Below are 13,862 nucleotides of genomic sequence, written 5' to 3' on the forward strand. Positions count from 1 at the left end.
CGAGTGGAAAACAACATCACAATAAAAGCAATCGGATTCCGGTCGGCGCCGCTGTGGCGGGAACAGGCAGGCAGCAAGCGATGACGGGGATTTCGCCAGCCGTCGTCGCGGCAAGCCAACTCGGACTGACGTTCCAGACCAATGACGGGCCGGTGGAGGCGCTGTCCAATGTCGACCTGACCATCGGCAAGGGTGAGTTCGTCTCCTTCATCGGGCCGTCGGGCTGCGGCAAGACCACCTTGCTGCGCGTCATCGCCGATCTGGAGAAGCCAACCTCGGGGACGATTTCGGTCAACGGCATGACGCCCGAACAGGCGCGTGAGAAACGCGCCTATGGCTATGTCTTCCAGGCCGCGGCGCTGTTTCCGTGGCGCACCATCGAGCGCAATGTGGGGCTGCCGCTGGAGATCATGGGCCTGTCCAAGGCGGAGCAGGCGGAGCGCATCAATCGCACGCTCGACCTCGTCAACCTCTCAGGTTTCGAGAAGAAATATCCCTGGCAGCTTTCTGGCGGCATGCAGCAGCGCGCGTCAATCGCCCGGGCCCTGGCCTTCGACGCCGACCTTCTGTTGATGGACGAGCCATTCGGCGCGCTGGACGAGATCGTGCGCGACCACCTCAACAAGCAATTGCTGGAACTGTGGGGACGCACCAACAAGACCATCTGCTTCGTCACCCACTCCATTCCCGAAGCCGTGTATCTGTCGACACGCATCGTCGTCATGTCGCCACGTCCGGGCCGCGTTACTGATGTCATCGAATCGAYGCTGCCGAAGGAGCGGCCGCTCCACATCCGCGAGACGCCGGAATTCCTGGCGATCGCAGCCCGCGTCCGGGATGGTCTGCGGGCAGGGCACAGCTATGAAGATTGAGGCGGTGCGCTAGATGGACAGCTTCCGCGACAAGCTCGTTCCGGTGACCTCGATCCTCGCTGGCGTGGTCGTGCTCTGGTACGTTTTCGCCGTTATCCTCAACACGCCGTTCCAGCGCGATCTCGACCGGCGCGCCGGTGAAACCCCTGCCTTGAGCGAATTCATCGGCAAGACGCTGTCGCAGCCGAAGCCGACGCTGCCGGCGCCACATCAGGTGGCGGTCAATTTCTTCGAGAATACCTTTCTGCGCCCCGTCACGTCGAGCCGCAGCCTCGTCTACAATGCCTGGGTGACACTGTCGTCGACGCTGCTTGGCTTTGCTTTCGGCACGGGGCTCGGCATTATCATCGCCGTCGGCATCGTGCATGTGGCGACGCTAGACCGCAGCCTGATGCCGTGGATCATCGCCTCGCAGACCATTCCCATCCTGGCGGTGGCGCCGATGATCATCGTCGTGCTGGCGGCGGTCGGCATCACCGGGCTCATCCCGAAGGCGATGATCTCGACCTATCTGTCGTTCTTCCCGGTGACCGTGGGCATGGTGAAGGGCCTGCGCTCGCCGGAGATCATGCATCTAGACCTGATGCACACCTACAATGCCAGCGCGTCGCAGACCTTCTGGAAGTTGCGCGTGCCGGCCTCGGTGCCGTTCCTGTTCACATCGATGAAGGTGGCCGTGGCGGCGAGCCTGGTCGGTGCCATCGTCGGCGAACTGCCGACCGGTGCGGTCGCCGGCATCGGTGCCAAGCTACTGGCCGGCGCCTATTACAGCCAGTCTATCGACATCTGGTCGGCGCTGGTCGCAGGTTCGGTGGTGGCCGCACTACTTGTCATGGTGGTCGGCATAGCTGGGCGCATCGTCGACCGCGCCATGGGCGGGAGGCCGGCATGAACTGGCTGAAACCCTCGTGGCAAGCGGTGCTCGCCATCGCACTGTGCCTGATCGCTGTGGCGCTCGGCGCGATGTCGAAGCCCGAAGCGGCAGCGCTTGCCGACCCGGCAGTCAGCTTCAACTACCCCTACCTCACAACGAAGGGCTTGATCTTCGGCCTGGCCGTGCTGGCGGCGCTGATCTCGATGACCAGGATTCCGCCCCTTGCAGAGGCGGTGGTGCTGTTTGCCGGCGCCCACCTCGTCGCATGGTTGCTGATATCGGGCATAACCGGTTTTGAAGGCACGGCACTGGCGCCGTACTTTTTGCTGCTCACTGCTGCCTGGCTGCTCGGCTGGCGCTGCGTCGCCGTCCTGTCGGAGCTTCGCCCGATGGCGAACTGGGCCCGGAGCGCGCTGCGCCTGATCATCCCCGCCATTTTCGGCGCCTGGATCCTGATCATCTGGGAAGCCGTGACGCGGGGCGCCGGCATTCCCTTCATCCTTTTGCCGCCGCCAAGCGCCATCGGCGCGCGGATCGCCAACTCGCTGCCGGTGCTCGGCGCCGATGTCCGGCAGACGATCTTCAAGGCGGTGATCTTCGGGTATGTCGTGGGCAGCGGTGCCGGCTTCATCACCGCGATCCTCGCCGATCGCGTACCGTTCCTGCGCCGCGGGCTCTTGCCGATCGGCAACATGGTCTCGGCGCTGCCGATCATCGGCGTCGCCCCAATCATGGTCATGTGGTTCGGCTTCGATTGGCAATCCAAGGCGGCCGTCGTCATCATCATGACCTTCTTCCCGATGCTGGTGAACACGGTGGCTGGGCTCGCCGCGTCCGGCCATATGGAGCGCGACCTGATGCGCACCTACGCATCGGGCTACTGGCAGACGCTGCTGAAACTCCGGCTGCCGGCAGCAGCGCCCTTCATCTTCAATGCGCTGAAGATCAACTCGACGCTGGCGCTGATCGGCGCCATCGTCGCCGAGTTCTTCGGTACGCCTGTCGTCGGCATGGGCTTCCGCATCTCGACCGAGGTCGGGCGGATGAACATCGACATGGTCTGGGCCGAAATCGCAGTTGCAGCACTTGCGGGTTCGGTCTTTTATGGTGTGGTCGCTCTTGTCGAAAGAGCCGTCACGTTTTGGCATCCCTCTGTCCGTGGTGGATAGGGCGGTGGGTTTAAGGGTACTAACTTCAGAGGGTAAAAAGATGAAAAGACTGATTATTCCTGTCCTGGCCGGCGCAATGTCGCTAGCCGCTTTCCAGGCAATGGCCGCCGACAAGGTGACGTTGCAGCTGAAATGGGTCACGCAGGCCCAGTTTGCCGGCTACTATGTTGCCAAGGCCAAGGGTTTCTACGAGGCCGAAGGTCTCGACGTCGACATCAAGCCGGGCGGTCCCGACATTGCGCCCGAGCAGGTGATCGCCGGCGGCGGCGCCGATGTCATCGTCGACTGGATGGGTGGTGCGCTGGCTGCCCGCGAAAAGGGCGTGCCGCTGGTCAACATCGCCCAGCCGTTCAAGAAGGCCGGCATGGAACTGGTCTGCCCGAAGGACGGCCCGATCAAGACCGAAGCCGACTTCAAGGGCCACACGCTCGGCGTCTGGTTCTTCGGCAACGAATATCCGTTCTACGCCTGGATGAACAAGCTTGGCCTGAAGACCGAAGGCGGCCCGGATGGCGTCACCGTTCTGAAGCAGAGCTTTGACGTGCAGCCGCTGATCCAGAAGCAGGCCGACTGCATCTCGGTCATGACCTACAACGAATACTGGCAGCTGATCGACGCCGGCTACAAGCCGGAACAGCTGACCGTGTTCAACTATTCGGCGATGGGCAACGACCTCCTCGAGGACGGGCTCTATGCGTCGGAAGACAAGCTCAAGGATCCGGCGTTCGAGGACAAGATGGTGCGTTTCGTGCGCGCATCGATGAAGGGCTGGAAATACGCCATCGACAACAATGACGAGGCCGCAGGCATCGTCATGGACGGTGGCGGCCAGGACGAGAACCACCAGAAGCGGATGATGAGCGAAGTCGCCAAGCTGATCGACAATGCCGACGGCAAGCTCGATCCCGCGACCTACGAGCGCACCGCCAAGGCGCTGCTCGACCAGAAGATCATCACCAAGGAGCCGAAAGGCGCCTACACCACCGCCATCACCGACAAGGCGGTCAAGTAAGCCTAGCCGGCAATATCTTGATATTGACGAACGGCGCCTCTGTCAGAGGCGCCGTTCCTTTATGGTGTTCATGACGAAGCTGGTCTCGATCGAGGCGACGCATTTCAGCCGCGCGATCTTTTCCTTGATGAAGCGCTCGTACTGTTCGAGGCTGCCAGTCACCACCTTCAGCACATAGTCGCGCGAACCGGTGACGAGGTGGCATTCCAGCACCTCTTCCCAGCCGCGGATCGCGTCCTCGAACATGACGATCTCGTCCTCGTTCTGACGGCTGAGCCGGACGGTCGCGATGGCGACCATGCTCCAGCCGAAGGCGGCCGGATCGACCAGCGTGGTGTAGCCTCTGATGACGCCGGTCTCCTCCAGCCGCCGCACCCGCCTCAGACAGGGCGACGGCGACAGGCCTATCCGTTCGGCAAGCTCGTTGTTGGTGATGCGGGCGTCGGCCTGCAGTTCCTGCAGAATCCTGCGGTCGAAATCATCGGCTATCTTTTGCTGCACTTTCGGCCTCTCCCGGCAATTTGTTGCGAGGCTGCAGCCATGTGCGCCCAAAAATAGCAAGGACTGCGCGATGGGGATCGCATAAATTGCCGTGCGACACTCCTCGAAGAAGCAGGAAAAAGCCATGCCCGCGCCACGCCCCTCGAAAACCCATATCGGCAACTACAAGCTCCATCCGGAGACGCTGATGCTGAGCTATGGCTTCGATCCGCAGCTTTCGGAGGGCGCGGTCAAGCCACCGGTGTTCCTGACCTCGACATTCGTGTTCAAGTCGGCGGAAGAGGGACGCGACTTCTTCGACTACACGTCCGGCCGCAAGGAGCCGCCGAGCGGTACGGCGTCCGGTCTGGTCTATTCGCGCTTCAACCATCCCAACAGTGAGATCGTCGAGGACCGGCTCGCGATCTATGAGGGGACGGATGCCTGCATCCTGTTTTCGTCAGGCATGTCGGCGATCGCGACGACACTTCTCGCCTATGCTCGTCCGAGCGACGTCATCCTGCATTCGCAGCCGCTCTATGGTGGTACCGAGACGCTTTTGACGCGCACGCTTTCCGGCTTCGGCATCGGCGCTGTCGGCTTCGCCGATGGCGTCGACGAGACGGCGGTGCGCGCGGCAGCCGACGCTGCAGTCGCGAAGGGCCGTGTCTCGGTCATCCTGATCGAGACGCCGTCAAATCCGACCAACAGCCTCGTCGACATCGCACTGATGCGGAAAATCGCCGACGAGATCGGCGCAAGCCAGGGATCGGCGCCGATCATCGTCTGCGACAACACGCTGCTTGGTCCGGTGTTCCAGAGGCCGATCGAACACGGCGCCGATGTGTCCGTCTATTCGCTGACCAAATATGTCGGCGGCCATTCCGACCTGATCGCGGGCGCCGCCATGGGCAGCAAGGCCGTCACCAAACCGATCAAGGCGCTGCGCGGCGCGATCGGCACGCAGCTCGACCCGCATTCCTGCTGGATGCTTGGCCGTTCGCTGGAGACGCTGTCGATCCGCATGGAGCGGGCGAACGACAATGCGCGCATGGTCGCTGAATTCCTGCGCGATCATGCCAAGGTCGAGAAGGTGCATTACCTGCCTTTCCTGGGCGAGGATACGCCGGCCGGCCGCGCCTATAAGGCACAGTGCAGCGGCGCCGGCTCGACCTTCTCCTTCGACATACGCGGCGGACAGAAGGCGGCTTTCGCCTTTCTCAACGGCCTGCAGATATTCAAGCTGGCTGTAAGCCTCGGCGGAACGGAATCGCTGGCCAGCCACCCAGCGGCCATGACCCATTCGGGGATACCCTTCGACGTGCGCCAACGTATCGGCGTGCTGGAGACCACGGTCAGGCTGTCGATCGGTGTAGAGCATCCGGACGATTTGATCGCCGACCTGACGCAGGCGCTGGCAGCGGTCTGACCGTCTCCGAGGCGCGCCTCGGCAGCGAGGCGGAGGCGCCGTCGCAGCTTTGAGTTGGATAATCCCAGGAGGGGCGGGCAACCGCCTCTCTCTTTATCGGTCGTCATCACATATGCGTGCGCCGAGGATACTTTTGGCCGGTAGATCGTTGTGGTGATGTATCCATGCGCTGGGGGGCCGCAGGGTGTTTCATCCAACGGAGGTTTCTAAAATGCGCATGCAGTCCATTTCGCCGATCGTTTCGGCACTTGCCGTCACTGTTTCTATCTTCCTTGTCTCGCCGGCCTTGGCCGACACGGAAAAGTTCACTGCGACGCTCGATGGCGGCCAGCAGAGCCCGCCCGTCACAACGAAGGGCAAAGGCACGGCCACTCTTACGTTCGATACGGCCAAGAAGAAGCTCAGCTGGAACGTCAAATATTCCGGTCTCAGCGGGCCGGCGACGGCCGCGCACATTCACGGCCCGGCGGCGATGGGTGAAAACGCCGGACCCGTCATCCCGTTCAAAAAGCTCAAGAGCCCGATCAAGGGATCGGAGACGTTGACCGATGCGCAGGCCGCTGACCTCGAGGCCGGCAAATACTACGTCAACGTCCACACCGCCGCCAACAAGGACGGTGAGATCCGCGGCCAGATCGAAAAGGCGAAGTAGGATAACGTCGCCCCGGGGGACTGGGGGACTGAATTACCTCGAACTTAAGGAACAGCGTCCCCTCCGTCCGGTAGGATGGAGGGGACGCGACGCTGTTCGACCCATGCCGTTGGTGCTCAGGCCTTGTCGCGGATCTGGGTCATCGTCCGGGTCGGCGTGATCGCCTCGGGGTCGAGCCTGATCTCGACGATCGCCGGTTTGCCGCTGGCGCGGGCACGCTCGAAGGCGGAAGCGAAATCCGCGGTCTTCTCGACAGTCTCGCCATGGCCGCCATAGGCGCGGGCCAAGGCCGCAAAGTCGGGGTTCTTGAGATCCGTGGCAACGACGCGGCCGGGATATTCGCGCTCCTGATGCATGCGGATGGTGCCGTAGATGCCATTGTTGACGACGACGACGATGATCGACAGGTCATACTGGACGGCGGTGGCGAACTCCTGCCCGTTCATCAGGAAGCAGCCGTCGCCGGCAAAGGCAACCACCATGCGATCCGGGAACAGCCCTTTGGCGGCGACCGCGGCAGGGGTGCCATAGCCCATCGAGCCTGACGTCGGGGCTGCCTGCGTGGCGAAGCGGCGCGAGCGGTGGAAGCGATGCACCCAGGTGGCGTAATTGCCGGCGCCGTTGGTGAGGATGGCGTCGTCGGGCAACACCTTTTCGAGGTAGTTCATGATCGGCCCCATCTGGACCGGGCCGGGACCGCTCTCCGGCGGCGTCGACCAGTCGAGATAGGCCGCATGCAGCTTTGGCGTCTCGGCTGCCCAGACGGGCGCGGCGGCCGGCCCGCGCTTGGCGAAGGCTTGAACGAAGGCCGAAGGCGAGGCGTTGATTGCCAGTGTCGGCCGGTAGACGCGGCCGAGTTCGCCGGCATCGGCATGGACATGGACCAGCGTCTGGTCGGGGTAGGGGCTTTTCAGCAGCGTGTAGTCGGACGACGGCATTTCGCCCATGCGGCCGCCGATCAGCAGCACGAGATCGGCCTGCTTGATCGCGGTGGCCAGCTTCGGATTGATGCCGATGCCGACATCGCCGGCATAGTTCGGATGCAGATGGTCGAACAGCATCTGGCGGCGGAAGGAACAGCCGACCGGCAGCGACCACGCTTCGGCGATCGTGCGCATCTGCGGCACGGCCTCGGCATCCCAGCGGGTGCCGCCGAGGATGACGAATGGCCGCTTGGCCTTGGCCAGCAATGCCTCCAGCGCGTCGAGTTCGGCTTCGCCAGGCCGGGTTTCGACCGATGTGTGCGGCAAGGCGATGGGCGCTTCGACGACACTGGTCAGCATGTCTTCGGGAAGCGAGATGACCACCGGGCCGGGGCGGCCCGATGTCGCCACCGCGAAGGCGCGGGTGACGAATTCCGGGATGCGCGAGGCATCGTCGATCTCGACCACCCATTTGGCGATGTCGCCGAAGAAACGCTTGTAGTCGACTTCCTGGAAGGCCTCGCGCTCCTTGGCGTGGCTGGCGACCTGGCCGATGAACAGGATGACGGGAACCGAATCCTGCATGGCGATGTGGATGCCGGCGGACGCGTTGGTGGCGCCGGGCCCGCGGGTGACGAAGCAGATACCGGGCTTGCCAGTCAGGCGGCCATGGCAATCGGCCATCATGGCGGCGCCGCCTTCCTGGCGGCAGACGATGGTGCGGATCGCTGAATCGTGCAGCGCGTCGAGCACCGCCAGGTACGATTCGCCAGGCACGCAATAGATGCGGTCGGTGCCGTTGGCTTCGAGTGCGTCGACGATCAGTTGTCCGCCAGTCTTCATTGTCCAGACTTCTCCAGTTCGGCAAGGATTTCTTGCGTGTGCTCGCCAAGGCGCGGCGAGGGACGCTCATAGACGAGCGGCGTGCCGGACATCACCATCGGTGCGCGCACCGATGGCAGAAGATTGCCCTGGCCGTCGTCAAGGTCGAGCCGCATGCCGCGTGCGATGGTCTGCGGGTCGGCAAACATCTGGCCGATCGTGTTGATCGGGCTCGCCGGCACGCTGGCCGCCTCCAGCTTTGCCAGCAGCGGGTCGCGATCAAAAATCTTCAGCGCCTCGATCATGTGCTCGCGCAGCTTGACCCGGTTGGTGACGCGGGCAGGGTTGGTGGCGAAGTCGGGATTTGCGGGCAAATCGTCGAGCCCGACGGCGGCACAGAATTTAACGAACTGGCCGTCATTGCCGACCGCCAGGATGATATGGCCATCCCTGACCGGAACCACCTCGTAAGGCGCGATGTTCATATGCGCATTGCCCATCTGCACCGGCGACTTGCCGGAAACGAGATAGTTGAGGTTCTGGTTGCCGAGCGCCGAGATCTGGGTGTCGAAAAGCGCCATGTCGATGTGCTGGCCGTCACCGGTCTGTTCGGCATGGCGTAATGCCGCCTGGATGGCGATGACCGAATAAAGGCCGGTGAAGATGTCGGAGATGGCGACGCCGGCCTTTTGCGGCTCGCGGCCGACCTCGCCGGTGATCGACATCATGCCGGCCATTGCCTGGATGATGAAATCATAGCCGGCGCGCGGCGCGTAGGGACCATCCTGGCCGAAGCCGGTGATCGAGCAGTAGACGAGGCGAGGGTTGATCGTCTTCAGGCTGTCGTAGTCGAGGCCATATTTCTTGAGGCCGCCGAGCTTGAAGTTCTCGATCAGCACATCCGACGTCGCGACCAGCCGGCGCACCGTCTCGGCACCCTCGGGCGTCGAGAAGTCGATGGCAATGGAGCGCTTGCCGCGATTGCAGGAATGGTAATATGCGGCCGACAGGTTCTCGCCGTCCTTGCCCATGACGAAGGGCGGGCCCCATTTGCGGGTGTCGTCGCCGCCATCGGGGCTCTCGACCTTGATGACATCGGCGCCGAGATCGGCCAGCAATTGCCCGGCCCAGGGCCCGGCAAGGATGCGGGCGAGTTCGACGACGCGGACGCCTTTCAGCGGGGGTTCGGCCATAAATCACCGTGGTTGCTGCAATCACTTTGATTGCTGCGAAAGCAGAGCCTCTATCAAGCCCGGCGGTGGCTGTCACGGCCCTTGCAATRGGCCAAGTGCCAGTTCGACGCGGATTGGCACCGCTTTGGCCAGGTTCTCATTTTAGCACCCCGTCGGCCCAGGCCGCGAAATCGTCCATGATGATGTCGCGGTTGACCTCGTTCAGGCTTTCGTGGCGGGTGTCGGCGTAAACCTTTGAAACCAGATTCGAAAACCCCATCTTGCGCATGCGATTGGCAAGATGAGTGATCCCTTTGCCGTAATCCGAAGCGGGATCCTTCTCGCCACCGACGATGTTTACGGGGAGATCGCGCCTGATGCCGGCAAAGCCGGCGTCCCTGCCACCATTCAGCGCCATGCCGACGACGTCGCGCCACATCGACACCGAGGCATCCCAGCCGCAGAGCGGATCGGCAATGTACTTCGCCACCTCAGCCTCGTCGCGCGACAGCCAGTCGAACAGCGTGCGGTGATTGGGCACGGCCTTGCCCCAGGCCCGGAAGGTAAGTTTCGGCAGCAGGCGCGATGGGACATCCGAGCCCAGCCGCATCCGTTCCCAGCCAAGAATGCCCAGGGCCAGCTGGCCGAGCAGGCCTTGCGAGAAGTTGCCGTTCCAGATCGCGGCCGCATGAACGCGTGGCGAGTGGTGCAACAGGAAGTTCAGCGCCACGGACGCACCCATCGAATGGCCAAAAAGGATGACCGGCAAGTTCGGCTGTTCGCGGGCGATGAGATCATGGACGGCGCCGACATCGGCGATCACCTTGGCTGAGCCATCCTGGTCGGCGAATTTGCCGAGTGGCGCATCGGGCGCCTTGGTGGCGCCATGGCCGCGATGGTCGTGGACATAGACGTGGTAGCCGCGCGGGCCAAGAAAATCGGCGAAGCGGCCATAGCGCGCGGCGTGCTCTGCCAGCCCGTGATTGATCTGCACGACGGCACGCGGCCTGCCATCGGCCTGCCTGACGAAGAGATTGAGGTCGGCACCCGTCGGCGAGCGAACCACGCGCTGCTGGCTGAATGACATGCCGCTCGGTCTCCTGGTTCTGACCGCCATCGTGGCGCCGGCTTTGTTTGCGCCGGCACCGGTTTTGCGTCAATCCGCCGTGCCTGACTTTCCGCGACGATGTTTCTTGCCTTTGGCCAGCAAAATATCGCAATTCTGACATGGAGACAGCGGCAGTCTGTCGCCCACTTTCTTCAGCCGGGGATTCCTATGCGCATTGGTGTTGTTTTCGGATTGGCCATGCTGGCGGCCTCGCTGGCCGGTGCGGCGCGTGCCGACGTCAAGATGAGGGGCACCTTCGTCGCCGATGCGGCCTGTCCGGCAACGCAAGCCATCAAGAATGGCAAGAATCCCGGCAATGTGTCGACCGATGCCGGACAGAGCTACCAGCTGCTTGCCGGTAACAAGGATGCACCGACGCATTATCTCATCCTGGTGCCGGGCGCCGATCCGGAGCGTCGCTGGGTGAAGGTCAGCTGCGGCCACGTCTCCGGCAGCAGCGCCGCGACGGTGCCGGCAGCACCTGGCGGGCAAGGCAAGCCGGCGGCGTCGGGAAAGCCTGAATATGTCTTCGCGCTGAGCTGGCAGCCGGCTTTCTGCGAGACCAAGTCGAGCAAGACCGAATGCAAGGCGCAGAGCGCCGGCGATTTCGACGCTACGCATTTCACCTTGCACGGGCTGTGGCCGCAGCCGAACGGCAATTTCTATTGCCAGGCGACAGCGAGCGACAAGGCCAATGACAATCCGGCCCACTGGAAGGACCTGCCACCGGTCAATCTGGATGCCAGCACCCGCACGGAACTCGACCAGGTGATGCCGGGTACCGCTTCCCATCTCGAGCGGCATGAATGGATCAAGCACGGCACCTGCTACGGCAAGAGCCAGCAGGACTATTTCTCCGACGCGCTCAATTTGATGCGCGCGGTGAACAGCTCGCCGGTGCGCGATCTCTTTGCCAAGAACATCGGCGGCAAGCTGACGGCGGACCAGATCCGCGGCGCCTTCGACAGCGCCTTTGGCGCTGGGGCAGGGGACCGGGTGCGCGTCTCCTGCGTCATCGATCCTTCGAGCGGGAGGCGGCTGATCGGCGAACTGACGCTCGGCCTTGCCGGCCCGATCGGGCCCGACAGCTCGCTCAAGGACCTCTTGCTGGCTTCGGTGCCGACCAACAAGGCCGGGTGCCCGACCGGCACCGTTGACGCGATCGGGTTCCAGTAAGCACTGGCTGAACGCCGACGCCGGACTGTCGCCTTGCCTCGTCGTGGTGCTATGCTGCGCCGAGCATCATTCGGGCGGGGGTCTCAATGGTTGGCATGACGAGCAGCGCGCTGGCGCGGCTGGCCTTCTGGGCCAAGGGCATGGTCGCGATCAGCGACGGGCGCATGGAATGGCCGGGTTTTTCCTATACAGACTCCGAATGGGCGCGCATGCGGACGCTCTCCGAACCGATCGGCGCCGGCACCTACCAGCTGTTCACGATCGTCAATGCGGTGATCTTCATCACCATTGCTGCGCTCGGCATTATCGGCGTCTTCCTGCCGCTGGCGACAGTGCTGTTCCCCGTACCGGCCGAGACCAGCGCGCTGAAGTTTTCGCTGCTGCTGGCGGCCTGCGCTTTCCTCATCATCGGTCTTGGCCTGCCGATTTCGATGCGCCTCTCGGCAGTGCTGGCGGCCAGCAGGGCGGTGCGTGTGGCGCTTGTCGCTGCGCCCGGCGACGAGGCGCTAGCCTCAAGAGTGTCCTGGCAGATCAATCGCATCATGCTGATCATGTGCGGCCTGCTGGTGCCAGGCATACTGCTGTTCATAGCCTATGACATCGAAGCCGGACCGGTCATCACCGCGCTGAAATGGCTGGCGATCGCGCTGATGGCGGTTTCTACTTTGGCCGGCATTCGGCGGCAGAAAAAGTCGTCGTAAGCTTCACGGGACCGTGCTCTAGATCTGAGCGGATTTGGTCCATGCAACGGCGGCATCGGCCTCGTAGCCGTCCGGCTCGCCAACGACGCGATCGCGTCCGGTCGACTTGGCCTTGTAGAGACGCTGGTCGGCGAGCGCGAACAGATCGGCAAGGCAGCGCGTCGTTTCGCCGACGCTGGAGACGCCGGCGCTGACGGTCAGGTCGAAGCGGCTGGTGTTGGCGGAGGCCTTGACCGCATAGCGAATGCTCTCGCCGAACAGCCTGGCGACCGAGTGCGGACGCGAACTGAGGACGGCGAATTCCTCGCCACCGATCCGGAACACCTTGTCTTCCGCGCTTGCCGCCTCGCCAAGCAGGGTCGCAACGGCTTTCAGCACCTTGTCGCCTTCGGCATGGCCGAAACGGTCGTTGATCGACTTGAAATGGTCGACGTCGATGATCAGAAGGCTGAGCGGCTTCGCCGTTTGCAGGCTGACCTGAACGGCGGCTTCACCATCGCTGTCGAAGCGCCCCCTGTGCAGCAGGCCGGTCAGGCCGTCACGGCCGACATGTTCGACCAGCGCTTCGTAGCGCTCGCGATAGGTCAGCGTGTCGAAGATGTCGGTCAGTCCACGCGGTAGCGCGATCTGGCGTTCTTCGAACCATCTGAGATAGGCCACGAGCATGGTGCTGTAGGTCAGCGCGGCGACCATCTTGGCAAACCAACCGCCGAAAAACACTGCGATCGGCGCGCCGGCGACGAAATGCAACGCAGTGAAGAACCCCGCCTGGTCGAAGGTGAGCACGCAGGCGACCGAAATCAGGATGCGCGCGAACTGTGCCTTGCGCAGGTATCGCCCGAGCTTTTCATAAAGCAGGATGATCAGGATGGCGTCGACGAACAGCAGCGTCGTGCCCCACACCATCAGCCAGCCCATCTCATCGATGAAACCGATGTCGGGGAGCCTGCCATCGGACAGCGGGGCGATGGCATGCAGGCGCAACAGCAGCACCAGCCCGATCATCAGCGCATTGCCAAGCAGCAGGCCATAGATCGGCTGACGGACGGTAGCGGCGTCCTCCTTCATGTAGAGCAGCAAAAGCATGACCAGCTTGCCAGAAAACAGCACCGCCGAGCCCGGCGAGACCATGCCGAACGGCAATGCGACGTAAAAGACGCTGGCGAGGTAGGTCTCGAGGAAGTGCATGACGCCAAGCGCGCAGACAAAGACGCCGAGGCCGATGCGCTTCCTGAAGTGGAAAAGCGTCACCATGACGCTGAAGTAGACGACCGCTTCGGCAAGGAGCAGGAAACTGTTCAGCAATGCCGTCGATCCGATCTTTCTCCTGAATCGCGACAAGCCGGCGATTCCACCCGATCCTGTTTTGACGCCGAAGGGTTAACCGGAGCTTTCATCGCGTCCGGCCCCCAGCGGAAAACTTCAGGCCTGGCGGACACTTCCGCGTGTGACCGGCCAGAAGCGGCAAAAGC

The 13,862-nt window shown here is 63.1% G+C and carries 13 protein-coding genes; 8 read left to right on the forward strand and 5 right to left on the reverse strand.

What is annotated here, in order from left to right; genetic code table 11:
• Window positions 1-80: 80 nt before the first annotated feature.
• From AC1DZP_RS10035 to AC1DZP_RS10050, 4 genes are read left to right on the forward strand one after another with little or no spacing between them, the layout of a single operon-like run.
• The gene (locus AC1DZP_RS10035) at window positions 81-872 is read left to right on the forward strand and encodes an ABC transporter ATP-binding protein (RefSeq protein ID WP_477301959.1); all 792 of its coding nucleotides are present in this window, start codon (window positions 81-83) and stop codon (window positions 870-872) included.
• A 13-nt stretch (window positions 873-885) separates the two neighbouring features.
• Window positions 886-1,764, forward strand: a complete 879-nt coding sequence (locus AC1DZP_RS10040; RefSeq protein ID WP_477301961.1) for an ABC transporter permease — start codon at window positions 886-888, stop codon at window positions 1,762-1,764.
• Complete coding sequence (locus tag AC1DZP_RS10045) at window positions 1,761-2,915, forward strand: ABC transporter permease (protein WP_477301963.1); 1,155 nt, start codon at window positions 1,761-1,763, stop codon at window positions 2,913-2,915. The genes AC1DZP_RS10040 and AC1DZP_RS10045 overlap by 4 nt, the downstream gene beginning before the upstream one ends.
• Window positions 2,916-2,955: 40 nt before the next feature.
• Window positions 2,956-3,927, forward strand: coding sequence for an ABC transporter substrate-binding protein (locus AC1DZP_RS10050; RefSeq protein ID WP_457152356.1), 972 nt, complete (start codon window positions 2,956-2,958; stop codon window positions 3,925-3,927).
• Between the two features lie 42 nt (window positions 3,928-3,969).
• Here AC1DZP_RS10050 and AC1DZP_RS10055 read toward each other — a convergent pair whose 3' ends face one another.
• Window positions 3,970-4,428, reverse strand: coding sequence for an Lrp/AsnC family transcriptional regulator (locus AC1DZP_RS10055; protein ID WP_457152357.1), 459 nt, complete (start codon window positions 4,426-4,428; stop codon window positions 3,970-3,972).
• A gap of 124 nt (window positions 4,429-4,552) precedes the next feature.
• Here AC1DZP_RS10055 and AC1DZP_RS10060 point away from each other — a divergent pair, with 124 nt between their 5' ends.
• Complete coding sequence (locus tag AC1DZP_RS10060; RefSeq protein ID WP_477301965.1) at window positions 4,553-5,836, forward strand: cystathionine gamma-synthase family protein; 1,284 nt, start codon at window positions 4,553-4,555, stop codon at window positions 5,834-5,836.
• 211 nt (window positions 5,837-6,047) lie between these two features.
• Complete coding sequence (locus AC1DZP_RS10065; protein ID WP_477226963.1) at window positions 6,048-6,488, forward strand: CHRD domain-containing protein; 441 nt, start codon at window positions 6,048-6,050, stop codon at window positions 6,486-6,488.
• 116 nt (window positions 6,489-6,604) lie between these two features.
• On the opposite strand, the gene AC1DZP_RS10070 is transcribed toward AC1DZP_RS10065, so the two are convergent.
• The 3 genes from AC1DZP_RS10070 to AC1DZP_RS10080 form a co-directional block, all read right to left on the reverse strand.
• Window positions 6,605-8,254 (reverse strand): thiamine pyrophosphate-binding protein, encoded by a 1,650-nt coding sequence (locus AC1DZP_RS10070; RefSeq protein WP_477301967.1) that lies wholly within the window; start codon window positions 8,252-8,254, stop codon window positions 6,605-6,607.
• Window positions 8,251-9,426 carry a CaiB/BaiF CoA transferase family protein gene (locus AC1DZP_RS10075; RefSeq protein WP_477301969.1) on the reverse strand — a complete coding sequence of 392 codons (1,176 nt, stop codon included), beginning with the start codon at window positions 9,424-9,426 and terminating at the stop codon, window positions 8,251-8,253. The genes AC1DZP_RS10070 and AC1DZP_RS10075 overlap by 4 nt, the downstream gene beginning before the upstream one ends.
• 136 nt (window positions 9,427-9,562) lie before the next feature.
• A complete protein-coding gene (locus AC1DZP_RS10080) occupies window positions 9,563-10,492 on the reverse strand; it encodes an alpha/beta fold hydrolase (protein WP_477301971.1) in 930 nt (309 codons plus the stop codon).
• A gap of 189 nt (window positions 10,493-10,681) precedes the next feature.
• On the opposite strand from AC1DZP_RS10080, the gene AC1DZP_RS10085 reads away from it, so the two are divergent.
• Both AC1DZP_RS10085 and AC1DZP_RS10090 read left to right on the forward strand, forming a co-directional pair.
• Window positions 10,682-11,689, forward strand: coding sequence for a ribonuclease T2 family protein (locus tag AC1DZP_RS10085; RefSeq protein WP_095086821.1), 1,008 nt, complete (start codon window positions 10,682-10,684; stop codon window positions 11,687-11,689).
• 86 nt (window positions 11,690-11,775) lie between these two features.
• On the forward strand, window positions 11,776-12,390 hold the full coding sequence (locus AC1DZP_RS10090; protein WP_477301973.1) for a hypothetical protein: 615 nt from the start codon (window positions 11,776-11,778) through the stop codon (window positions 12,388-12,390).
• Between the two features lie 18 nt (window positions 12,391-12,408).
• Here AC1DZP_RS10090 and AC1DZP_RS10095 read toward each other — a convergent pair whose 3' ends face one another.
• Window positions 12,409-13,695 (reverse strand): GGDEF domain-containing protein, encoded by a 1,287-nt coding sequence (locus AC1DZP_RS10095; RefSeq protein WP_477301975.1) that lies wholly within the window; start codon window positions 13,693-13,695, stop codon window positions 12,409-12,411.
• Window positions 13,696-13,862: the final 167 nt, after the last annotated feature.

The sequence above is a fragment of the Mesorhizobium sp. P2_F8 genome (assembly GCF_056403655.1).